The following is a 22,746-nucleotide window of genomic DNA, read 5'->3' on the forward strand; positions in this document are numbered from 1 at the left end:
CAACAGTCTGTGATTATTCTGTCTGTCCTTTAGGGCTCTGAATGGTGCGAAGCAGGCTAGGAGAAAGGCTGTAGAGCGGAATGATGGAGCCACGGCCTTCTGGATAGACTAGAACTTTGCTCACTAGATTCTGGGCTTCAAGACTCAGGAGTAAAGACCGCAGCGCTTCGGGTTCTAGGCTGCTGTCGCGGCTGAGCAGGCCAAGTGTGACTCGCGATTGAGCACCGTTGGCTTCGATATAGTTGGCAATCACGAGCAAAATCAGTTTGAGCTGAGCGGGGAGTTGGAGGCGACGGACGATGTAGTCCCACAGAGCAAGACGAGTTTGGGAGGACATGAAGTTTGCAGGTTAAGGACTGGGCTGAGGCAGGAGCTATAAGATTTCCAAATCAGAAGAATGAAACTTTGCTTAGAATTAGCAAAATTTGCTTAAAATTAGCGAACTTTCGGTCTCGATTAACGAACTTTCGGTCCCGATTAGACAAACTTTGCTCCGAACGATTCATTTTTCTAATCTGAGTAGCAAATTTTGCTTAAAATTAGCGAAGTTTGCTTGGAATTAGCGAAATTTTGGTCTTGAGTAGGGAAGTTTCGGTTGCGAATAGCGAAATTTCGCTACCAGGAGGCAAATTTCAATCAAGACGATTGACTCTTCCAGCGCGAACAACGAAATTTGGCAAGAGCGGATGAGTTTTTCCCAACCAGGAGCGGAATTTTGGTTCTGTGTTCAGGCGGTTGATTGCTGCGGTTGAAGCTCTCGATAGCGCCGATGCCAGAGATGCCGCCAGTAGACTAGGACGTCTTGGGGATAAGCAAAGCGCTGAACTTCGCTTTTAATCACGTGTCCCAGCCATTCAAGCAAGCGTAAATCGGTGCAACTGAGGATGGTGCGGGCGCAAGCTTCGCTCCAAGCAGCGAATTTGCGGTAGCTGATGAACTGGCCACCCTGGTCGGCACGATGGACAAACAAGACGTGGGTCCAGTGTTCGATGCGGCAGATGCGCGATTTGGGAATGCCCAAGAAACGGGCGACCTGAAGTAGGGAAATGCAAAGCTGCGGCTGCAACACCTGGGTGAGGTGCATGGAAAGGACTCCAAAATTTTGAGGGCAATGGGATCCTGTGACCCTCTTCAGGGCCAAGGAAGGCAAGTGTTAAACTGCCCCCTAGCCGCCAGGTTGTCAGATGCAACCTGGCGGTTAGTTCCCCAGAGTTTGAGTAAGACCCTGGGGGACGCCTAGGGGTCCAGTTGCCTGTCATGGAAAGTAACAGGGACTGGATTCCAGAGTCAAGGGGGTAACCGAAAAAAGATCTGTGTGTTGCAGCGAACCGAGCAAAGTAAGCACCAAAACCTAGCTTCAGTCTCATTTCACTTAACTCAATCTCTTCCTAGCCAGTCAGAAAAACGACGGCTATGCTGGGATGAGTGTCTCAGCTCAGTTTTGAAAGCTGAAACGAGATTCATTTATCAGGTGATTAATGGTCAAAAGAAGAGCCAGTCAAAGCTGTACTGGCACCTTTCTTTTGCCCGTCTGTCGGCTCAACCTCCATCAAACGCGGTGTTTTTGATGCGAAGATCCAACAGCAGCCGTAGTGTTCCGCTCAAAGAGGTTTACCCATGGCTGAGTTCGATGGCAGTGCTGGCAGTCAGTTCGTCAATCAAATCTTGCACGAGCGCTATCAAATTCAAGCGCTGCTGGGTCGCAAACTCGGACGGCAAACGTTTTTGGCGCTCGATTTACAAAACCAGTTGCCGGTGGTCATTAAACTCTTACTGTTTAGCCCCGATTTTACCTGGGAGGAGTTGAAATTATTTGAGCGCGAGGCCGAAACCCTCAAAGCGCTGGACCATCCAGCGATACCCCAATACCTTGATTTTTTCGAGGTAAAAATCGAGTTTGGTAAGGGTTTTGCGCTGGTACAAAGTTACATTGAGGCCCGTTCGCTCCAACAATGGCTACAGGACGGCTGCCGGTTTAGCGAAGCCGAATTAATGGGCATTGCCAAAGCCTTACTCGACATTTTGGCGTACCTGCATGGCCTGCAACCGTCTGTGATTCATCGCGACCTTAAACCAAGCAATGTGTTGCTCAAGAACCGCAGTGGCAATAGTCCTGGTGAAGTTTATCTGATTGATTTTGGCTCGGTCCAAACAGCTGCTCATGGTGGTACGGTCACCGTGGTTGGCACCTATGGTTATATGCCACCCGAACAATTTGGTGGACGCTCGTTACCTGCCTCCGATTTGTATGGGGTCGGTATGACCTTGATTTATTTAGCGACCGGTCAACATCCAGCCGACCTGCCTCAGAACGATTTACACGTCGAATTTAAGCACTTGACCACCCTCAGTGGGTCTTTCAGTCGTTGGCTCGAATGGCTCACAAACCCCAGCCTCACCCAAAGACCGGCCTCAGCACAAGACGCAAGGCTACACTTGCTCCAGCCTCGCCCAGAGCCCAAAATGGCCTCAACCGTCCAAAAAATCCACTTAGGGACAACCACACGTCCTGCCTCCTCTGCGATTTCCCTGGAGGCCACGCAAACCACGCTGCAACTCAAAGTACCCGCAAAGCAAATTCACTATTTCTCTCCAGTTATGGTGTATACTCCCTCGAATATACTGGGTTGTATGATCATAGCCTCAATCTTTGGCTGGGCAATGTCAATGCTTTACATCTATTTTTGGTTTGCCCTTCTTCCCTTGTTTATTCTAGTTTTGATTTTTCTGGAGCTACAAACTAGACGTCCACCCAAAAATACTAGTGCTAATGTGATATTTCAAAAAAAAGCTCGGGCAGTTATTGTTACGCTCAACCGACTAAAAGAGACTGTGACTTTTCAAGGAAGACTAATAGGCCTTTCTGTTAGCGCATACAAAATCCTGAACCACTATCTACTCCACTTGAAGTTCTCAGCTTCTAATCAAATGATGATCGTCAAAGGCGACCGTCGGGAAATTGAATGGCTCTGCAATGAGTTAAGCGAGTGGGCAGGCATTCAGGTAAAGCCTTGGAAGTAGCCTTCTGAAAGGTATCATACCTGACCGTTATTTACCCGTAGGGGCGTAGATAGGGTTTGAGCCAGGGGATGTCAGATACATTCGTTGAGCAGTATCAAAAGTTTAGTAAATCTGTTGATCCAGTCTTGCAGTATGTTGTGCAATATCATGCACCAGCTCATGAAGAGTTAGTTTTGCCTAAAGGAACTTGGAAACAGAGTGAATTGCACCAAAGATGCTGTTCTACGCATGATAATGAGCATATTATGGCTGGTCCAATTGTGGGTCAAGGCCAGCTAATTGGTACAGTCAACTTCGTTCATATTGGTCACTTACCTGCATTTAGTCAACTAGACCTGGCTAATCTAGGCGCGGTTTGTACTCAGGATTAATTTCAGCAACATTCCACCGCAGTTTAAATAGACCGAATGTTCAATTATGGTCAATGGGAGAGTAAAGAGGCATTTGAGGCAATTCTCAAACAACCAGGTTTCAATCCAGATAAGCCGTATTGGGATGGTTTAGCCCGCAATGAGTTCCATCTGTACAATGTTGTTCATGTAGAGACAGCAGGCTAACAGCTCCCGTGAACCAGACCGTTTAAAGGTTATTGACTGAGTCCGAAGGCTTTTGTGGCAGGTTACGGGCAACGTTATGCTGCTTGAGTTATCTGTGAAGACGATGCTTGAAGTTTGTCTGTTAGCGTTCAAAGTTAAGCTATCTTGTGGTAATCGATGAGGCCGTACTTTTCAGAATGCCGGTAGGGCGATTGCAGCTTCTAGCAGTAAAGTTAAGCTATCTACTTCCAAATGGGCGATAAGCTTGTATGACTGCGAGTTCTCACACCATTGACTTCACCCAAGAAGACCATCTCTCCTTGCCCTGCTTACCCCTTGTTTCTAGTTGCCGAGCTGGGTGGAATAAAATTCAATTGGCTCTCTATCGCCAGCCGTCTTACTGCATTCCTGAACACTACTCTCCCCATCATGTAATTTGCATCAACGCTGGTACTCCCGTTACGCTTCAACAGACCATAGATGGGCAATCCCAGACTATTGATTCAGTTCCAGGAGATGTTGGCATCTATCCAGCCAATCGTTGGCAAACATTCTATTGGCATCAAGAGGCTGAATTTTTACAACTCTATTTGGAGCCGATGCTGCTCAACCAGTTAGGAGCAGAGCTATATGAGAAAGACAGTATTGAATTGATTCCACAACTGACATCGTGTTTTGACCCATTAATTTATCAGATTGCAATCGCGCTCAAAACCACCTTAGAAACTGGCGGAATCGGTAGTAAACTTTATTCTGATTCGATGGCAAATGCTTTAGCCGTCCATCTTCTGTATCGATATTCAACACACAAATCCAGTATTCAGCACTACTCAGGAAGATTGTCTCATCAACAGCTAAGACAGGTCATTAATTACATTGATGAGCATTTGGATCAGGATTTGAGCTTGGCTGAATTAGCAACCTTAACCCAACTGAGTTCCTATCACTTTGCCCGACTATTTAAGCAATCTACAGGTATTGCACCCCACCAGTATCACATTAAATGTCGTGTTGAACGTGCTAAGCAATTACTTTTAGCAAGGCAGTTGAGTATTGCAGAAGTTGCTCAAGTTGTCGGATTCGCCAGCCAAGGACATCTCAACTATCATTTTAAGCGTGTCACCGGGGTAACTCCTAAAGCCTTTTTGCGCCAGTAGCAAGAACTTAGAAAAACAGCGCAAGAACTTTGAATACAGCCATTCGCTTCATTTTCGATACTGAGTGCAGCATGATAAATCATCTAAATTGAGGTTAATGGCTATGCTTAGCGAGCAAAATCAAGCGATTGCCCTTCGCTTTGCCCAAGAGGGATGGGGAACAAATCTGGGTTGGGAGAAAACCTGGGATGAGTTGATGTCCGCTGATGTCATTCATCACTTCAACAGCCAAGCAGAGCCGATTGTGGGTTTGGAAGCGAACAAAGCATTCAACGCAAGTTTATTTAGAGGCTTCCCCGATATTAAGCACAGGATAGAAGATATCCTTGCTGAAGGTGAGAAAGTAGTGTATCGCACAACACTAGAAGGAACTCATACAGGGGAATTTTTGGGAATTCCCCCTACAGAGAAATCAGTCAAGATTAATGATTTTACGTTGCTTTGGATTGCCAACAGCAAAATTGTGGAATGGTGGTATGAGTGTAATTTATTAGAAGTCATGAAACAGCTTGGCTTAATGCCTGAATAGAAGCATTTGCGGCTCGCGTTTTTGATGGCAGCTGTACTCAAAGGGTATCTGTGGGACGATAGAGCAATCGGTGCGTTAAATTAACGAAGTGGTTGCTGAGGTTGAAAGCAATGCTTTACAGAGTCATCAAATATTTCAATGCAGGAGCGGCTATTGAGATTTATCGTCGTGCCCGCGACTGTGGTCGTCAATTGCCGCCAGGTCTTGAGTACGTAGACAGTTGGTTAGATTTAAACTATTTCCGGTGCTTCCAACTCATGTGAGCGGATGACCGAGCTTTGTTTGAGGTTTGGATCGAAGCTTGGAGTGATCTCGGTCATTTTGAAATTATCCTAGTGAGGACTTCAGTAGAAGCTGCTCAGTAGATGGCAGATAAGCTCTAAAAGTCTTTATCTGTCTACGGGCAGCAAAAGTTCTCGATACAATGCTAAGTAGACCTTTTTCCCTCATGCCAGCTTATGAACTACCGAGACATCATTACAATTGAGCCTGAGAAACGCGGTGGTAAGCCTTGTGTCCGTGGGCTGCGGATTACAGTCTATGAAGTGCTTGAGTACCTAGCTTCCGAGATGACCGAAGCAGAAATTCTTGACGATTTTCCTGATTTAACGCGAGAAGATTTAAAAGCCTGTATTGCTTACGCTGCCGACCGTGAGCGTCGCTTTATGACCGCTCCATTATCCGCATGAAGTTACTCTTTGACGAAAACTTATCGCCCAAGTTGCCAAACCGTTTGAGTGACCTTTTTCCAAATTCGCTTCACGTCCGAGATGTGGGCATGAAGGCAATGACCGATCCAATCGTTTGGGATTATGCAAAGGACAATAGTTTGATGATTGTCTCGAAAGATGCAGATATGCACGACCTAAGCTTAGTATTTGGAAATCCACCGAAAGTTATTTGGCTTCGCCTTGGGAACTGTTCGACATCACAGGCTGAGAATTCGCTGCGTCAGAATTTTGACGCGATCAAACTATTTTACGAAGATGAGAGCTTATCACTGCTTGCTCTATCATAATGCGCCGATGATTTTAGATCTCCTCCAGGTTTTTTGGAATGGAGAAAACATAATGGTTATTTATCGCTACATAACAACGCTCATGCACGCCGACCGCCGAGAGTTAATCGGTGATGATCCAAAGATTATCTGCGGCGGTCGATGGGCACCGTTGGCTTGCTGCTCTACTGGTAGTGACGAAATCTTGAGATTAAGGCTGAGCCACCACCAGAAATCAGTTGTCTACTTTGATTTGAGCTATTGTATCTTTAGTTTGAGCCAAGAAGGCATCAACAAGAGGCCTGCCTAACTGCAACAGTGGCTCCACGATTTCTTTGCTCGCTGTTTCTGGTCCACCTGCGTTGAAAGGTGGTTCAGGTCTGTACTCCATCATCAGTTGAGTCATCTTTGCCACCTGTTCACCACAAAGTAGGCCCAGCAACGTTAAGCCAAAATCGATTCCTGATGTGACACCAGCACCTGTCACTCGATTGCGATCGATGACAACCCGTTGCGGAACGACTTCAACCCCCATCATTGCTAGTTGATCTCGAAATGCCCAATGACAAGTCGCTTTATAGCCTTGTAATAACCCAGCCGCTGCTAAAATCATCGAACCTGTACACACACTAGTGACATACTGAGCAGAGGTAGCCTGTTGTTGCAGGAAGTGCAAGACTTCAGCATCTTTCATGACCTCGACTTGCCCCAGGCCACCACCCGGAACACAAATCACATCTAAAGGTGGACAGTCTGCAAGAGTTACAGTTGGAGTCAGAGTCAGTCCTTCGTTGCTGACAACTGGAGTCAGAGTCTTCCAGACCAAATGCGCTTGCACATTGGGTGGAAACGCCAGAACTTGATAGGCTCCCATGACATCAAGCTGAATCACACCTGGATAAATGAGAAAGCCAATCTTTAGTTGAGTCATGGTTGACAGTTGCTTGAAACTTTTGACTGTGGAACGATTGTAGGAGAAGCCTTCTACCGCCAATAGTCCTCAAGTGGGTACACTTTTAACCTATGGCTAATTCCCTTTATCCTCTGTTTCAAACGATTGCTACTGCACCGACTGAACAAGCCTTGCGGATCAGATTTATGGATGGCATTAGTGAGTATTTTGGAGTGCAACGCTGGGGGATTTATCTTCTAAACTCAGATAATGGCCTGACTAGCGTTGATGCACAAGGAGTTTCAGATACATTCGTTGAGCAGTATCAAAAGTTTGGCAAATCTGTTGATCCAGTCTTGCAGTATGTTGTGCAATATCATGCACCAGCTCACGAAGAGCTGGTTTTGCCTAAGGGAACTTGGAAACAGAGTGAATTGTATCAAAGATGCTGTTCTACCTACGATCACGAGCATATTATGACTGGTCCAATTGTGGGTCAAGGCCAGCTAATTGGTACAGTCAACTTTGCTCGTATTGGTCACTTACCTGCCTTTAGTCAACTAGACCTGGCTAGTTTAGGCGCAGTTTGCACTCACTTTTCTGCACGTCTTGCTGAATTGCGAAAACAATCTCTAGTGGTTCCCAACCCATTTTTTAAGCGTCTCACGCCTAGAGAAGTTCAAATTGCCAACCTTGTTGCCAAAGGGCTGACTAATGCAGAGGTTGGTGCAGAATTGTGGATTACTCAGAATTCTGTTAAACAAGCACTGAAGCGTATGTTTCAGAAATTAGAAGTTTCAGCTCGCACAGAAATGGTGGCAAAATTGCGTGATATGCTCCAACCATGAAAAAATAGTTGAACGGTACTAGTTAATAATCTCGTGCAGAAGTTATTTGTTAGAAGTTCGAGTTTATTTGCGGGTGACTGGGATCATTAGGCTACTGCGCGCGGCTTCCATATCATCGCAACATTCAATCGGGTAAAATACGAATTGCTCTCTTATTCGCTTTCATAATGAAAAATCAAACGCCAGCAATTATTTTCGACCAGAAAACCGCTGCCTCTTATGACCAGAAAACTGACCTTTGGGCTGCAGGACGCGAAGCTCTCTTTTCGTTTATCCGCCTGATACTCGCTGAACTTCCGGCTGACGCACGCATTCTATGCGTCGGTGTCGGAACCGGAACGGAATTGATTGCTCTCGCTCAAGCCTTTCCTCAGTGGCAATTCACTGCGGTCGAACCTGCATCCGCAATGCTGGACGTCTGTCGTCAAAAAGCGGAAGCAAGTGGCGTTACATCACGCTGTACATTCCACGAAGGCTATTTGGATTCACTACCCGCATCCGACCCATTCGATGCGGCGACTTGCCTTTTAGTCTCTCATTTCTTTACACAACCGGAAGAGCGGAGCCACTTCTTCCATCAGATCGCTTCTCGTCTTCGCCGCAGTGGATATTTGATCAATTCCGATCTGGTTTTGGGGATGTCTCCTTCGGTTTATGAACGCCTTTTTGAAGTTTGGCTGCGGATGCTCCAAGGTTCTGGCTGGACTGAAGAAGACATTGAGAAGATGCGCGCCGCTTACGGTCGTGATGTTGCTGCTTTGTCAGCACCTGAGATTGAATCAATCATCGCAGCGGGGGGCTTCGACACGCCGGTGTTGTTCTTCCAAACTCTGTTTATTCGTGCTTGGTTTTCAAGACGCACATCGCCTGATTAGAAGCCAGTGCGCTTAAATCATAAGCCTAACAATCCGCTTGTGAACCCACTGTATAAAGATGGTTGAGTTCGAAAAATCGCTAGCGGCAGATGAAGCTGGCTGCTATGCGCTTCAGTTGTAAGTTAGGGGTTGTTTAGAAGTATCCGCATGACTTCAGAAATTATTCTTATTGGTCCGATTGGTGCTGGCAAATCTACTATCGGAGGACTTCTATCCCATAGGTTGGGGCTTCCGCAATGCTCGATGGATAAGCTGAGGTGGAGCTACTACAAAGAGATTGGATACGACGAAGATTTAGCAGAGCATATACGGAAAACTGAGGGATTCTGGGAGATCAATCAGTATTGGCAGCCCTTTGAAGCCTATGCAGTTGAAAGGTTGTTGCAGGAACACAATCAATGTGTCATCGATTTTGGGGCTGGACATTCTGTGTACGAAGACGTTGACCTATTTCAAAGAGTTCAACGAGCCTTGGCTCCATATCCCAACGTTATTCTCTTACTTCCATCTCCAGATTTGGATGAGTCGATACGGATTCTCAATGAACGCAATGAGTATGTATTTGATGGCAAGCCAAATGTCAATGAACACTTGGTAAGACATTCCTCAAATTATGAGCTTGCAAAGTTCACGGTATATACCAAGAACAAGAGACCTGAGGAAAGTTGCGATGAAATTCTAAATCTAATGGGAAATAGTGTATGAATGGTTCAATAAGCCTCTCACTAGAGCTTTCCGGTTACTCAGTACAGCATTTAGTGAGAGAAAATGCATCAATACTTCCATGCCGCTTTATAGCTGTGACGAAATAAATGAATAATCACTGAGTGCCAACCTAAACGAGCAAGAATTATTACAGTCGAACAGGCTCAAACTCATTGATAGAGATGACTTTTGCATAAACCGCTGCTAGTGCCGCCATAAAAGCCGCATGAACTTCAGCAGCTTCAACTATTTTACCCTGATGTTCCAGGTCTCGTGTTGCACAAGCATCTTCAATGACTGTGCACTGCAACCCAAAATCGAATGCAGCGCGGCTTGTAGCATCAATGCACATATGACTCATTGCACCACAAATCACCACTTCTTCAACCTTAGAGTCTTTGAGGTACTCCAGTAAATCGGTTTCTCTAAAACTGTTAGGAAAATGTTTCACAATAACGGTTTCCTCTTGTTGAGGAGCTACACTTTCGTGGATTCTAGCTCCTTCTGTGTCCGGCAAGAAAAATGTTGCTCCCGGCTGCTTCGAGATGTGTTGGATATGAAAGATCGGAGATTGTTTATCTCGAAACTTCTGTAAAAGCTTCTGGGCGTTTTCTGCAGCCTGTTCTACGCCAACTAGTTCTAAATTTCCCCTGGGGAAATAATCATTTTGAATGTCAACGACAACTAAGCCCTGTTTTAGGTCAGATCCGTTCATAAATTCGTCCCTTGTTACCTTTTTGTGTTCGCACTTCCAGCAAAGCTTGCTGACTGCTCTATCTGGCTGCTTCGATAGCATGAGTATGAGCGAAGCAAGCCAGTATTTCAAGTACGTACAATATAGTTGGGAACTATCAAAAAGTATCGTTGGAACCAGACTCAATGCCACACAAGCAATACATGTGTCCGGTAGAAGCCCTTGTCGATGTCATTGGGGGAAAGTGGAAGATGCCAATTCTCACTCTCTTGTTTCAAGGCACCAAACGCTATGGAGAACTTAGACAGCATCTGACTGGAGTGACTGAGCGGATGCTAACCATGCAGTTACGAGAACTGGAACAGTCTGGAATCGTTCAGAGAAAAGTGTATGCCGAGGTTCCTATAAAAGTAGAATGTTCCCTAACTGACCTGGGCCTAAGCTTAAAACCTGTTTTACAGGTCATGCTGGGGTGGAGCGAGCAGTACTTGTGTGTGATTGAGCAGAAAGCGGTTTGGTGGGAGGAAGTCAGTAACTCTTCAATCAACCCAACCGACTAAACCACTAGGCTAGCGTTGCGGTAGAGCGGACAGCTTGGAGATCTTAATGCTTAGTTTAAAGTTGTTGGCTGTCGCTCAACTTTGCTGTTAGAACACCTCAATCGGTGCCGTGTCAAACTAACGCCTTTCTATATTCTACTTATATTCGCGTGGTTTCTCATGAGCGGTTGAACAGAAGAAGATGGATAAAAACCCTATAGAACTTAGAAGGAAGAGATACTTTAAGCTCAACTCACAAATTGCTCAGCTGAATAATGCACGACTGCGTTCTTTGCTTGACGATAATCAGTACGCAAAACTACAGCTACTACTCAAAGGGACGGGGTTTCTTTCTGGTGCTGAATCTCAGGACGGATAGTGACATCATTTGCTGCTGTGGTGTGTTCGAGCAATCCGCTGGCACCCGACCGCTAAGAAGTTATTTATTGAGAGGGAAAAGTTATCCTTGGTGAGTGAAGCGGAACGTTGTGCCTTTGCGTGCAGCGTTTCGGCGTGCGAAACTGTGGAACTATGGATAAGGCGACACTTAACCTGCTCAATGCAGCGGATGACCCACAAGAATCCGAAGCACCCAAAGGTTTTGATTATGTGAAAGAGATAGAGGCCGTAGAACGCATCAAACCAGAACTGGAAAGAATTGTTGGCCGCCTATTTGTCTTGGACGAAAACGTTCAAGACGCGTCTTTCTTTACAGAGTTATCTATTCGCCAGTCAGAACTTGAGTATATGGCAGGCATCGGTAATGTCATTCTCACGGTGCTGGCAATTCGATTTTCAGCATTTGGCAAACTATTTACTGTTTGGTCAAACTCGACAAAGGAGAAAGTAAATAGAAATTTGATAGACGAAGTGGTTGCCACCCTTCAAGATCATGGTTATGTTTACGTAGATGCCGATGCCTTGCAAGAGTCATACACTGGTTCTCACACCGATTTTAAAGATACAACATGGTGGCTTAGGTTCTTCGATTACATCTGAGCTACAGCTAATTAACAAAGGCACGACAAGACGCTGCATCTGACTGCCTACGGCCCTGCGTTTCACTCGTTTCTCACTTCACTTCGGGCTTCCAGTGGGTGAGCCTAGTCGTTAGTTAGTGTAAGTGTGCAAGGCTGCGGTTGCCCTCCTCAACTTTCGAGCGGCAGCCTACTTGTGTGAAAATATACTGAAGAATTCTACCTGTCTACTTAAACTCGCATACTCTGTGGAAAGGTTCTGCCTGTCTGTTCAACCAGAGAGATGTGCAGAAAATGCCTATCTATTCATCGGATTTGGGATGATGGACGGAAAGTTTCCGTCCAATAAGTTTTAGCCTAGTCTTCGCGAAAAAAGTCTCACGTACAAGAGGTGATGAAATGCTACAGATTGCTTTGGCTCAGAATCTTCTTGCCTGCATTCGATTTTCTCAATGCTTAGGCTTAGCTACTAAACTCACATTTGGTAAATCTAGCTTGGGCCTCTCAGCAACTCTCGTATTGTTAGAGTTATGCAGTTGCCCTGTGGCTATGGGACAGCAGGTGGATACGAGTAAATTCGACAGCTTTGCAGACTGGTGTTTGCATCAAGAACGTCTTGCTGATTCAGCTAAGAAAACGGTTATGAGGGTATTACAGGAAGTAGCTACATCTGACTGCAATAAAGCCAACGAAATCCTCTCAAGTCGTACAGATTTAGATCTCTCTGGCAACAATATTCCTAATGCAGCCGGACCAATCTCAAATCTTGAGCCGTTACAGGTGCTGACTAACCTCACCACTCTTGACCTCTCACACAATCCAGTTCTTGATCTTAGACCATTGCAGACCTTGGTTAATTTAAAATCACTTAGGCTTTGGTATACCCCGATCAGCAACCTCACTCCTTTGCAGTCACTAACGAACCTTGTTTTTCTTGAAATTATCAGCAGTGAAGTAAGCGATGTTCGTCCTCTGAGTTCACTAACTCAGCTATCTCATTTAATAATAGGCGAGAGTAAAATTGTGGATATTAGTTCGCTAAACTCCCTCACTCGTCTTAGGATATTATACCTTCCCGACAATCAAATTAGTGACCTAACTGCTCTACAATCACTGACAAATCTTGAAGGACTCAGCCTTGGGGTCAATAAAATTACTGATGTGAGGCCACTACAATCTCTGACTCGTCTCACGTATCTAACGCTTGGTGACAATCAGATTACTGATGTTAGCTCCCTACGGTCTCTAATTAATTTAGATGAACTGCATCTTTGTCGAAATCCAATTACTAACATCGGCTCTTTGCAACCCTCAGCAAGTAGAACAAAAATCTTCTTTGGAAGAGACTGTCCACCAGCTGGTGTCTAAACATCAAAATTACGACGAGTGTAGTTGATTTTACGCTATTTGAGGAGACAACGAAGGGGCCATTACTTAGCTACCTGACACCAAGGCCTCGAATGGCGTGAATTCACACATAATTTGTGATCCTTCTCTTACGAACGTTAGTTCCGCGACCGCGGTACACTTTTATAGACTTGTCTGGGGAATTCGCCATCTTGGTCTCTTCCTCCAGTTAGCTCAATCGTTGGGCAGCTTGATACTCAACTTGATCTCAATCAATAGAGCCAATATGATTCACCTAAGTTCTTCCGACAGCCCTATGGTCAGCGACCGCTGGCCAAGCTTGCATTTTCAAGACTGGAAAGAAACCTACGCGACGCTCCATATGTGGACGCAGATCGTCGGTAAAATCAGGCTTGTCCAGATGCCCTGGATCAACCACTCCTGGCACACGACCCTATACGTTACCTCCCGCGGTCTTACCACATCGCCCATTCCGGATGGCACTCGAACTTTTCAAATTTACTTCGATTTCATCGACCACAAGCTTTTCATCCAGACTAGTGATGGTGAGCTTAGAACAATGGCGCTTGAGCCACGCTCGGTTGCAGACTTCTACGAAGAGTTGTTTGCTAAATTGGCCGAACTAAATCTCAAGGTGAAGATTCACACAACGCCCAATGAAGTTGCAAACCCTATCCCATTTGAGAAAGACTTCGAGCACAAAGCCTATGACGCTGATTATGCCAATCGGTTGTGGCGCGCCCTAGTGCAGGCTGACCGAGTGTTTAATCAGTTCCGGGCTCGTTTCACTGGCAAATGCAGCCCAGTGCATTTCTTTTGGGGAAGCTTCGATCTAGCTGTCACCCGCTTTTCTGGGAGACGAGCACCCGAACACCCTGGCGGCGTCCCTCATCTTCCAGATTGGGTCGCACGCGAAGCCTACTCTCACGAAGTGAGTAGCTGCGGATTTTGGCCGGGAAGTGAGCAGATGCCCCTGCCAGTGTTTTATTCCTATGCGTATCCTGCACCAGAAGGATTCAGTACGTCGCGGGTGGGTCCGAGTGCAGCAAGCTACAATTCGGAGCTAGGAGAATTTATCCTTCCTTACGATGAGGTTCGGCAATCAGCTTCCCCAGATGAGGCATTGCTTGAGTTCCTACAAACCACCTATGAAGCTGCTGCTGACTCTGGTAAGTGGGATCGTTCAGAACTGGAACGGGCGGAGTAGCCATAGGCCAGCCATCTGACACAGCCACCTGACCAACCTCTTTATTGGAGCCGTTTAAAAGCTTATGCAATGGCTGAATGAACCTGCTCATTGGTCAAGTTCCAGCAATCAAATTATTGTCAATACCTCGCCAAAGACTGACTTTTGGCGTGTCACCCACTATGGTTTCATTCGTGATAACGGGCATTTCTACTTCGAGCAGGTAGACACAGATTTTGTGGTGGAAGTAGAGATACTGGGTAGATACAAAGATCTGTACGATCAAGCAGGGATTATGATCCGTTCTGATCAGAATCACTGGATTAAAACAGGCATAGAGTATGTTGAGGGGATACAGCATCTGAGCGCTGTTGTCACTCATGACTACTCAGACTGGTCTGTAACTCCACTTCTGACACCACCTCCCTCTCTCCGTCTACGAGTTGAGCGCCGAAAAGAAGCCATCCACATTTCATATGTAGATGCAAACTCAAAATACGCTCTGTTCCGATTGGCTTATTTCCCGACCGAACAGGAAGTTCAAGTTGGGATTATGTGTGCCTCACCAGAGGGAGATGGCTATGAAGCCATTTTTGATAATTATCAGTTGACCAAGCAACCTGCGGTCTAACCATTGCACTGGAGTATGTAAAAAAATCTAGTGGTAAACGCTGCTGCCCTACGATTTGAGGTCAGCGCCCGCCATACGCTTGTCGGTACGGTCTACCAAAATTTTCAATTAGGCGATCAACCACGCCTAGGTTCATTACCTGTCCATTGTCGAGGCTAGGACCCTTTGCAACTTCGGCACGATAGGCTATAAGCGCTGCTCGGTTCTGCTTTAGAAACGCAATTGTTGCATTGACATAAGCATCCCAAGCATCTGAGTAAGGTTTAAATTCTGGCGGCACCCCTTCTGGGCTGGAGAAGGACTGTTCAAAGAAGGAAATAGCTGATTCGTAGTTGTTGTCATAGGCAAACATTTGGCCTGCATGAAATGCCAAAATTTCACGCTCGTTGCCACGCAGGTTGGTGTTGGTGTTCAGGTAACTTACAATCAACCCAGCCGCCTGACAATAACATTCCATCTTAGATAAGCGGCGCCATCCCTGATTGGGTGTTTGGTCAAAAGCATCGTAACCCAGTGAAAGACTGCTTTGCTCCTCATCCAAAGCTGTTCTGCAAGCAGCTTTGGATGGAGGTAAGACTTCAGCAACGCTTTTTTGAGGAATCGAACTACTGCTAACTAGCAGGCAGCAGCATGTCCAGATGATTTGCTTTTTCATAATTACTTCGACCGTAAGCTGCGAGCGATTGCCACTAATTCCTCTTCACTCATGCCTTTAGGGGTGACGACTTGAAACAATATGTCCCCTTCTCGCCACTGAACCTGACGAAAATTGGTGTCTTGAATCCATTGCATTCCTTGTATTACTCCATTCGGTGAAGTAATGTCTTTCCAAGTTCCTTCTACATATTCCCCTGTAATCTCGCCAATTTGAATCGGTTTAGTTTTTGCACTGGCTCCAATCGGGCTTCCACTAGCCAGAGCAGGATCATCATCAAAAAGTGGTTTTTTTGCCCACATGATAGAAAACTGGGTCTCATCGTTCTCTGTAGCAGGGGAAGTCAACACAATGGGCCCAACAACGGGGGAGCCACCATTAAGTCGTTGTTGTGTAACTATAAACTGACTATCTGTTTGAGGGTTTTTATAATTTGACGATACAACTTCGGGAAAAGGTGAAACAATCTCCTTAAGCTCAAAGCCATCTGGAACAAACGTAGGTTCTCTCAACGCAAAACCCCGCTCAGCCTCCATTTCACTGATAGTATTCGTCGTCCGCATTTGCTTTTCAGTCGCCTGCAGCTCATCTTCAGCCAGGGGGGAAGGTTGGTTCTCCTCTGACATGTCTTGTTGACCGACTTGATCGCTCCTTGTATGTTGAAAGACTTGGATAAACTCTAATGCCAATGTTCGCAAAGAAGGAGTAGAAATTGTGACAACCGACGTAATGACCAGTAGTGCCAAACTAACTAGAGAGACCTGCCGAACAGAACGAAATGGTTGAGTAAGCTTCATAGGCTTGCGCCTATTTTTAGATGGGTTTAAAAATTGTGGGTTTGAAGATGATTGGCTTGTCGGTAAAACTTCGGTGTGGGTCTGTTTTACTTCAGGTTGAGTGAGATGTTCATGGTTAACAGCAGAGCTTGTTTGGGAAGTGAGTAAGGTCTGCCGTTGCAATAATTCTGCCTCCAAGTTGGCAGCAAAGTTGGGGTCAGGTTGTATCGCGTTGATTTGGGTAACTAGCTTGCTCACCAACTCTGTCTTAAAGGGAGATAAATCGTCTGATACGGGTATCGATTGCCCGTTCTGTTGGGCTGTGAGAAATAGATCCAACTCCTCAGCCTGCTGGTTTTCGTCATTGGCTTGATAGTGATTAGATTTCATGATCTCTCTCCTACGGTGGGAGATAAATAAGTTCGCAAGTCGTCTAGAGCGCGACTGACTAACATTCTGAAGGCAGCTTCACTTTTACCCATCATCTGAGCTGCTTCAGCTACACTGAACCCACCAAACATTCGTAGTGCGATTGCTTCAGCCCGGTCGGGTGTTAGCCGATTCAGAGCTTGGGCAATCTGCTGTAGAAACAACTGGCGATCGAGCACGTCCTCGGCACTCGGAGTCGAGTGAGCAATGTCTTCCGCCATCTCAAGGGGCAGAGTAGGCCGCTTACGACGGAAGTGATCGGCTAACTTCCGCCTAGCAATCGACGTCAACCAAGCGGCAAACTTGCCCTGGTTCTGATACCTATTTAGAGATTCTTGCGCAGCCAGGAAAGTTTGAGCGGTAAGGTCTTGAGCATCATGGGTATTTCCAACTCTTGCCATTTGATAGCGATAGATAGGGTTGAGGTAGCGTCGGTAAAGTTCTGCAAACGCGGCAGGATCGCGCTGTGCGTCCTGTACCAACACTTCGTCTGGTTTCATTGTTGCGACTTCTAGATGCGACCGATTAGCCTCACTGTTTGAGGCTCTCTCTCTAGAAGAACTCGATTGCGGCTCTTTCATCCAGTTTTTTCGGCCTAGGTGCGAGGTGTCTAACGCACCCCTCTGTTGATCTATCGCTTCAGGGGACCATTTTGTAACAGGGAATCCCCAAAGATTTAGCAAGGCTTCCAGATCCCTGGATCAAGCAGCTAAATTTTTCAGTTGAAATTTGAGCGTGACGACAATAGTTGTAGTATTTTCACTGTTCGTCAAGTTGTCCGCGATTCGGCGGGCAATCTTTTCATAGAGACAGTAATTCAACACATCTTCACGGTTAAGGATGGCTTGGTAAGTCTTTTCGAAATCGAGAATTCTGACACGTTGCAGACATAAGAATACAATGGGCTGTAATATCTCGGCAGAGACTTTAGGGCAGCTCTTAGAGGCGCGATTTACAGCAATCCTCGTGATAGAAGCTAGAGGCAACTTAGCCCAGCATTTAAATGCTTTGCTGAAGGCCAGAGACAGCCGCTCCTGGAACGGGGGGGACAGAACAAGTTTTTTGGAGGCGCTGAGACCCATAAGCACGGTGGTTAGAGGATTCCGCAACTCGTGGACAATAGCCGCGACAAATTCGCCAATCGCAGCTAGCCGTTCCTGCTCAACGAGTTTGTCTTGGGCCGCGTGAAGTTCTGCGGTGCGTAAAGCCACCTCGGCTTTTATAGCCTAATAGGTCCAGTGGAGCTGTCAGCTTGACCCTGACCATCATTGCCAATGCGCTACGGGTGGGAGAGCCTCTGTTGATTGCCTGAAGCGATTTTGATAATGTGGCAACTCACCCTTGTTTTTTGAGAATTGTATTATGACCTCAAATTCTCACCCCGATTCCACAATCAAGCTCTATGACCTTCATCCTCCCCTAGACGACTTTCGGACAGAGGTTTTGCAGGGGCTACAGAAACCACAAAAAGCAATCCCAGCTAAATTCCTCTATGACAAACGAGGAGCCGAGCTATTCGATGCCATCTGCACTTTAGAAGAGTATTATCTGACTCGCACAGAGATAGCAATTCTCGAAGATAGGGCGACAGAAATTGCTGAGCTTGTAGGAAACGGAATTCTAATCGAATTTGGCAGTGGCAGTAGCCAGAAGGTGCGAATTCTTTTAGACGCAATGCCCTATGCGACAACCTATGTCGCTCTGGACATCTCTAGGCAACATCTCTTGGAATCCTGTGCTAGCCTGGCCGAAGCGCACCCAGGGTTAGAGGTAATTGCCATCTGTGCTGATTACACCCAACCTTTGGATTTGCCAGAGATTTTGTCGATCAAAGACAAACATAGAGTTGCTTTCTTCCCAGGTTCCTCTATTGGCAACCTGGAACCCAAGGAGGTCGTTCAATTTCTCAAAAATACAGCAGCGCTTCTTCAATCTAACGGCAGTCTATTGATTGGCGTGGATTTGAAGAAGAGCAAGGATATTCTGGAGCCAGCTTACGACGATTCTCAGGGAATTTCGGCTGCTTTTGCCTTGAATTTGCTGACTCGAATCAACCGAGAATTGGGAGCTGATTTCGATCTGGAGCAGTTTGGCTACCGAGCTTTCTACAACCCAGTAGGCCGGATCGAGATGTACATCGTGAGTCTTAAGAATCAAGTGGTACACCTAGATGGAGTTGAGATCCCCTTCCGTCAGGATGAAACGCTACGAACTGAACATTCTTACAAATACACGGTTCCTGAATTCCAAGCTCTCGCTACTTTGGCAGGCTTCCAGCCTAAATGTGTGTGGACTGACCCACAACAACTGTTCAGCCTACATTACCTGCGCCTGCTCTAATTCTGAGAAAAACACAATAGAGCCCTGCACCGATCTTCAGAAGTTGGCGGAAAGCAAACCTTAATCGCTTGGCCAATTGCATTTGCACTATTCTGACCTGTTTTGGGTCCGTTTATGAGCATACTTAGGGCTTCCTACAAGCGGTTGACTAGATTAGCCACCACTGTGACAAACTCGGCTGGCTCGACTGGCTTCGGAACGTGGGACTGAAACCCTGAAGATAAGGCTCTAATCCGGTCTTCAGTCCGAGCGTAGGCTGTCAAGGCGATTGCAGGAATTCTTCCCCCCTGATCCGGAGCCAAGGCTCGGACTTGGTGAATGAGCAGGTAGCCATCTTCGTTCGGCATGCCAATATCGCTAACCAAAACATCAGGTCTTTGCTCAGAGGGGAATTGAGTGATCATAGCCAGGGCCTCTCTGGCTGATGCTGCCGTCATGACCTCGGCTCCGCTCTGCTTGAGAAGAGTGGTTAGCATCTCGCGGGCGTCTGCTTCATCATCGACAATCAAAACTTTTAAGCCATCCAATCTAGGCGGCTCAGGTAGAAGGGGTGCTTCATTGACAGTGGGGTGTACCCGCTCGACGTCTGTTGATTTTGGACGAAAGATTGTGATCGGCAGATTGACCATAAAGGTAGCCCCTTTGCCCTCGCCCGCACTAGCTGCCTGAACACTGCCGCCGTGCAGCTCTACTAGGTGACGAACAATTGCCAGACCCAGCCCTAAGCCACTGTGCACTCTGGTCGTCGTACTATCGGCTTGCTGCAAGCGCTCAAAAACATAAGGCAAAAACTCTGGCGTAATTCCTTGTCCCGTATCACTGACCGTTACTTCGACGTGGGAATTGATGCGTTCTAACCGGACTTGAACTCGTCCCCCTTTCGGGGTGAACTTAACTGCATTGGAGAGCAAATTCCAAAATACTTGCTGGAGGCGATCGGGGTCTCCAGAAATGGGTCCGGCTGCGGGATCTAGAAGACTTTGAATGCGAATGTTTTTGGCTTTGGCAGCGGGACGAATAGAGTCAATCGCTGTCTCAAGAACTGTGACTAAGACAACGGGCCGCACATCTAACCGGAGCTTACCAGTAATGATGCGGGAGACATCTAGTAGATCATTGATTAGCTGATTCTGCGCTCTGGCATTGCGTTCAATCGTCTCTAAGGCACGATTCATTGTGTCTTGATCAAGCTGTTTGGAACGTAGCATGGTTGCCCATCCCAACATGGCATTGAGGGGAGTTCGCAATTCGTGGGAGACAGTGGCTAAAAACTCGTCTTTTAGCCGATTGGCTCTAGATAACTCCTCGGCTTGTTGGCGCAGCAATACCTCAACTTTCTTACTTTCGGTCAAGTCGAGAACAAAGCAGACCCAAGCTAGTTGATCACTTTCGAGCTGAGCAGCTCCTAGCAGGATGGGAACCCGAGTGCCGTCTTTGCGAATGTATTCTTTCTCAAAGGGGGCACAGCTTCCAGAGACAGCGAGTTCTTGTAAAACTTGCTCATCTTGCTGTTGATACTCCGGTGGAGTCATCTCAGCCCAGTTCAGGGTTCCATTTTGCAAGTCCTCACGGGTGTAACCCACCAACTTGAGAAATGCATCATTGGCTTCCCTAATGGAACCACTGGGATCAGCCAGAATTACACCAATAATGTTAGATTCAACCAATCGACTAAACCGGGCTTCGCTTTTCTTCAAGGCAATCTGTTGGACTCTCAAATCTGCTGCGAGGGCTTCGGCCTGCCGTCGTGCAGTCACCTGCTCAGTGACTTCAAAGCCAAAGGTAATTACCCCCTCTACAACCCCGTTGATGTCGTACATGGGTTGATAGACAAAGTTGAAAAAACCTTCCTCAACAGTTCCATTGCCATGTCGATCCAATTGAGCAGCTACTTCGTTGCCCCTGAAAGGCTGCCCGGTTGTAAATACATCGTTGAGGATTTCAAAAAAGCCTTGTCCTGCCAGTTCAGGAAAGGCTTGCCGAGCCGTGCGTCCAATTAGTTGGCGATTGCCCACCAGCTGAGAATAGAGAGGATTGGCGAACTCGAAGATGTGCTCAGGTCCGTGACCGATACAAATAAAGGCTGGAGCTTGTAGCAAGAGTGAATAGAGACGATTTTGCTGAACTTCCGCTTCTGCTCGGGCGGCTTGTTCGCGGACGAGTAACTGGTTACGTTCGGTTTCTGCTTGCTGGCGACGGGTTATATCCATCACCATAGCCAGCACACCTAGAAATTGCCCTGACTCACTAAAAATGGAACTGATTGAGACAACAGCCCATAGCTCTGTCCCATCTTTTCTACGAAATTGCCAATCATATTGAGCCCGGATACCCTGCGTCCCCTGCTCTAGGCTTTGTTGTGCTTCCAACCGGGCAGTTTGATCAATAAAGTCAAAGATCGAGCGATTTTGTACTTCTTCAAGGCTGTAACCGAGCATCTGAACCATCTGTAGATTGACGTAATCTGTCCGTCCATCCGCATAAATCACCCAGATGCCCTCGTTAGCAGTATCAACTAGGCGACGATAGCGCTCCTCACTGCTCTGCAGTTTTGCTAAGGCTCGCTCAACGCGCTGTTTAGCAACATGCAAAGCATTTGACAGGACACTAATTAGGGCTCCCTCCAGCAGAAATAAACTTAACCGAGAGCCATTGACTAAGCTCAGGGACAACGAGTAAATAGGAGGTAAGAAGAAATAAGTGCTAATCAAACCTGACAAAGCCGTCGCAAGTAGCCCAGGCCCTAAACCGCCATACCAGGCACTGACCATAACAGCGCCAAAGAACAACAGAAAAGGACTCTGCGTCATGGCAAGTAGCGGGTCCAGCAGTAGCATCAGTATTGTCGCGAGAACAACACTGAGGACAGCCGTGCCATAGCGCAGCAGTTGAGAACGTCTTACATTCAGCATTCAATTGTCTTAAATAGGGTCATTAGAAATGGCTGCACTAGGAGACCCTCCAAAACTGTATCACGAGGCTGAACTGAGGCTGAAGGGACGGGTGCCCTGATGGCTGCATGTGTTTGTTCTGGGGGGAGGGCTATGTCTGGGTATCGGCCTCATCCTCGATGGCTACAAAATGACGACTAGAACTTGTAAGTCAGATCAATGGATTGCAAGGTAGTTGGTGAATTGGCTGCGGGATTGTAATTAGAACTGGCCCCAATGGTAGCTTGAAGAGGAACGCAGCTTTTAGCCCTTCACCTAAACTTTCTACCCAGATAGCTTAATTCTCGATGGGCTAGGCTGGTTTAGGAGTGCCAGTCCAGCCAGTCATAAGGGGGTTGAACCTCCTCTTTGGGGAGGTTCCTAAGCTTCACCAATCATCTCAGCTATTGATCTAGATACTTTTCTAGATGCTCTTCTAAAGAATTTACTAAGCTCATCTGAGCAAAATAACCATAGATTAACTATTTATTTGATTCGCGTATTTAGGCAGTCAGATTTGTTCTGAGGGTGTGCTCTCGAGGAGATAGCCTGAAGTCCCTGCCTACAATGACTGCCAAGTGTACTCATCGTCCTACAGCGGGCGGTCAATAATATTTAGTAGCCTGAGTTGAATAGAGCCAAATGACACTAGACGAAGTAT

General features: G+C 46.6%; 24 protein-coding genes and 1 pseudogene. 16 read left to right on the forward strand and 9 right to left on the reverse strand.

Annotated features, from left to right (window positions below; all coding sequences use genetic code 11):
* Nucleotides 1-13: 13 nt before the first annotated feature.
* Both H6F94_RS17620 and H6F94_RS17625 read right to left on the reverse strand, forming a co-directional pair.
* Nucleotides 14-337 carry a hypothetical protein gene (locus tag H6F94_RS17620; RefSeq protein ID WP_190803543.1) on the reverse strand — a complete coding sequence of 108 codons (324 nt, stop codon included), beginning with the start codon at nucleotides 335-337 and terminating at the stop codon, nucleotides 14-16.
* 390 nt (nucleotides 338-727) lie between these two features.
* Nucleotides 728-1,084 (reverse strand): hypothetical protein, encoded by a 357-nt coding sequence (locus tag H6F94_RS17625; RefSeq protein ID WP_190803544.1) that lies wholly within the window; start codon nucleotides 1,082-1,084, stop codon nucleotides 728-730.
* 533 nt (nucleotides 1,085-1,617) lie between these two features.
* On the opposite strand from H6F94_RS17625, the gene H6F94_RS17630 reads away from it, so the two are divergent.
* The 7 genes and pseudogenes from H6F94_RS17630 to H6F94_RS17660 all read left to right on the forward strand — a co-directional run bounded on the left by H6F94_RS17630 (nucleotide 1,618) and on the right by H6F94_RS17660 (nucleotide 6,261).
* Nucleotides 1,618-3,021, forward strand: a complete 1,404-nt coding sequence (locus tag H6F94_RS17630) for a serine/threonine protein kinase (RefSeq protein ID WP_190803545.1) — start codon at nucleotides 1,618-1,620, stop codon at nucleotides 3,019-3,021.
* A 68-nt stretch (nucleotides 3,022-3,089) separates the two neighbouring features.
* Nucleotides 3,090-3,392 (forward strand): GAF domain-containing protein, encoded by a 303-nt coding sequence (locus tag H6F94_RS17635; protein WP_190803546.1) that lies wholly within the window; start codon nucleotides 3,090-3,092, stop codon nucleotides 3,390-3,392.
* A gap of 434 nt (nucleotides 3,393-3,826) precedes the next feature.
* Nucleotides 3,827-4,714, forward strand: coding sequence for a helix-turn-helix domain-containing protein (locus H6F94_RS17640; RefSeq protein WP_190803547.1), 888 nt, complete (start codon nucleotides 3,827-3,829; stop codon nucleotides 4,712-4,714).
* A gap of 103 nt (nucleotides 4,715-4,817) precedes the next feature.
* On the forward strand, nucleotides 4,818-5,243 hold the full coding sequence (locus H6F94_RS17645; RefSeq protein ID WP_190803548.1) for an ester cyclase: 426 nt from the start codon (nucleotides 4,818-4,820) through the stop codon (nucleotides 5,241-5,243).
* A gap of 110 nt (nucleotides 5,244-5,353) precedes the next feature.
* Nucleotides 5,354-5,608 (forward strand): annotated as a pseudogene (locus H6F94_RS33600) (DUF3303 family protein).
* Between the two features lie 93 nt (nucleotides 5,609-5,701).
* A complete protein-coding gene (locus H6F94_RS17655; RefSeq protein ID WP_190803549.1) occupies nucleotides 5,702-5,932 on the forward strand; it encodes a DUF433 domain-containing protein in 231 nt (76 codons plus the stop codon).
* Nucleotides 5,929-6,261: a DUF5615 family PIN-like protein gene (locus H6F94_RS17660; protein ID WP_190803550.1), complete on the forward strand. Its 333-nt coding sequence runs from the start codon at nucleotides 5,929-5,931 to the stop codon at nucleotides 6,259-6,261. The genes H6F94_RS17655 and H6F94_RS17660 overlap by 4 nt, the downstream gene beginning before the upstream one ends.
* Nucleotides 6,262-6,475: 214 nt before the next feature.
* Here H6F94_RS17660 and H6F94_RS17665 read toward each other — a convergent pair whose 3' ends face one another.
* Nucleotides 6,476-7,171, reverse strand: a complete 696-nt coding sequence (locus tag H6F94_RS17665) for a DJ-1/PfpI family protein (protein WP_190803551.1) — start codon at nucleotides 7,169-7,171, stop codon at nucleotides 6,476-6,478.
* Nucleotides 7,172-7,263: 92 nt separating this feature from the next.
* Here H6F94_RS17665 and H6F94_RS17670 point away from each other — a divergent pair, with 92 nt between their 5' ends.
* The 3 genes from H6F94_RS17670 to H6F94_RS17680 all read left to right on the forward strand — a co-directional run bounded on the left by H6F94_RS17670 (nucleotide 7,264) and on the right by H6F94_RS17680 (nucleotide 9,560).
* Nucleotides 7,264-7,980 (forward strand): LuxR C-terminal-related transcriptional regulator, encoded by a 717-nt coding sequence (locus tag H6F94_RS17670; protein ID WP_190803552.1) that lies wholly within the window; start codon nucleotides 7,264-7,266, stop codon nucleotides 7,978-7,980.
* Between the two features lie 167 nt (nucleotides 7,981-8,147).
* Entirely contained in the window at nucleotides 8,148-8,855 is a 708-nt protein-coding gene (locus H6F94_RS17675) for a class I SAM-dependent methyltransferase (protein ID WP_190803553.1), read from the forward strand.
* Nucleotides 8,856-9,002: 147 nt separating this feature from the next.
* Nucleotides 9,003-9,560: a shikimate kinase gene (locus tag H6F94_RS17680; protein ID WP_190803554.1), complete on the forward strand. Its 558-nt coding sequence runs from the start codon at nucleotides 9,003-9,005 to the stop codon at nucleotides 9,558-9,560.
* A 148-nt stretch (nucleotides 9,561-9,708) separates the two neighbouring features.
* On the opposite strand, the gene H6F94_RS17685 is transcribed toward H6F94_RS17680, so the two are convergent.
* Nucleotides 9,709-10,275 (reverse strand): cysteine hydrolase family protein, encoded by a 567-nt coding sequence (locus H6F94_RS17685; RefSeq protein ID WP_190803555.1) that lies wholly within the window; start codon nucleotides 10,273-10,275, stop codon nucleotides 9,709-9,711.
* Nucleotides 10,276-10,439: 164 nt separating this feature from the next.
* On the opposite strand from H6F94_RS17685, the gene H6F94_RS17690 reads away from it, so the two are divergent.
* The 5 genes from H6F94_RS17690 (at nucleotide 10,440) to H6F94_RS17710 (ending at nucleotide 14,955) form a co-directional block, all read left to right on the forward strand.
* On the forward strand, nucleotides 10,440-10,814 hold the full coding sequence (locus H6F94_RS17690) for a winged helix-turn-helix transcriptional regulator (protein WP_190803556.1): 375 nt from the start codon (nucleotides 10,440-10,442) through the stop codon (nucleotides 10,812-10,814).
* A gap of 510 nt (nucleotides 10,815-11,324) precedes the next feature.
* The gene (locus H6F94_RS17695; RefSeq protein ID WP_190803557.1) at nucleotides 11,325-11,792 is read left to right on the forward strand and encodes a hypothetical protein; all 468 of its coding nucleotides are present in this window, start codon (nucleotides 11,325-11,327) and stop codon (nucleotides 11,790-11,792) included.
* 377 nt (nucleotides 11,793-12,169) lie between these two features.
* Nucleotides 12,170-13,138, forward strand: a complete 969-nt coding sequence (locus H6F94_RS17700) for a leucine-rich repeat domain-containing protein (RefSeq protein WP_190803558.1) — start codon at nucleotides 12,170-12,172, stop codon at nucleotides 13,136-13,138.
* Nucleotides 13,139-13,433: 295 nt separating this feature from the next.
* Nucleotides 13,434-14,345, forward strand: a complete 912-nt coding sequence (locus H6F94_RS17705; protein ID WP_190803559.1) for a DUF5996 family protein — start codon at nucleotides 13,434-13,436, stop codon at nucleotides 14,343-14,345.
* A 64-nt stretch (nucleotides 14,346-14,409) separates the two neighbouring features.
* The gene (locus H6F94_RS17710) at nucleotides 14,410-14,955 is read left to right on the forward strand and encodes a DUF1349 domain-containing protein (RefSeq protein ID WP_190803560.1); all 546 of its coding nucleotides are present in this window, start codon (nucleotides 14,410-14,412) and stop codon (nucleotides 14,953-14,955) included.
* Nucleotides 14,956-15,016: 61 nt separating this feature from the next.
* Here the strand turns inward: H6F94_RS17710 and H6F94_RS17715 are convergent, their stop codons facing one another.
* From H6F94_RS17715 to H6F94_RS17730, 4 genes are all read right to left on the reverse strand, one after another.
* A complete protein-coding gene (locus H6F94_RS17715; RefSeq protein ID WP_190803561.1) occupies nucleotides 15,017-15,496 on the reverse strand; it encodes a hypothetical protein in 480 nt (159 codons plus the stop codon).
* Nucleotides 15,497-15,612: 116 nt separating this feature from the next.
* On the reverse strand, nucleotides 15,613-16,776 hold the full coding sequence (locus tag H6F94_RS17720; protein WP_190803562.1) for a hypothetical protein: 1,164 nt from the start codon (nucleotides 16,774-16,776) through the stop codon (nucleotides 15,613-15,615).
* Nucleotides 16,773-17,315: an RNA polymerase sigma factor gene (locus tag H6F94_RS17725; protein WP_190803563.1), complete on the reverse strand. Its 543-nt coding sequence runs from the start codon at nucleotides 17,313-17,315 to the stop codon at nucleotides 16,773-16,775. Before H6F94_RS17725 ends, H6F94_RS17720 begins: the two co-directional genes overlap by 4 nt.
* 201 nt (nucleotides 17,316-17,516) lie before the next feature.
* Nucleotides 17,517-18,026, reverse strand: a complete 510-nt coding sequence (locus H6F94_RS17730) for a histidine kinase dimerization/phospho-acceptor domain-containing protein (RefSeq protein WP_313949321.1) — start codon at nucleotides 18,024-18,026, stop codon at nucleotides 17,517-17,519.
* Nucleotides 18,027-18,177: 151 nt separating this feature from the next.
* On the opposite strand from H6F94_RS17730, the gene egtD reads away from it, so the two are divergent.
* Nucleotides 18,178-19,155 carry an L-histidine N(alpha)-methyltransferase gene (gene egtD, locus H6F94_RS17735; RefSeq protein ID WP_190803564.1) on the forward strand — a complete coding sequence of 326 codons (978 nt, stop codon included), beginning with the start codon at nucleotides 18,178-18,180 and terminating at the stop codon, nucleotides 19,153-19,155.
* Between the two features lie 134 nt (nucleotides 19,156-19,289).
* Here the strand turns inward: egtD and H6F94_RS17740 are convergent, their stop codons facing one another.
* Nucleotides 19,290-22,067, reverse strand: coding sequence for a hybrid sensor histidine kinase/response regulator (locus H6F94_RS17740; protein ID WP_190803565.1), 2,778 nt, complete (start codon nucleotides 22,065-22,067; stop codon nucleotides 19,290-19,292).
* Nucleotides 22,068-22,746 lie beyond the last annotated feature (679 nt).

The sequence above is a fragment of the Leptolyngbya sp. FACHB-261 genome, from assembly GCF_014696065.1.
GTDB lineage: Bacteria > Cyanobacteriota > Cyanobacteriia > FACHB-261 > FACHB-261 > FACHB-261.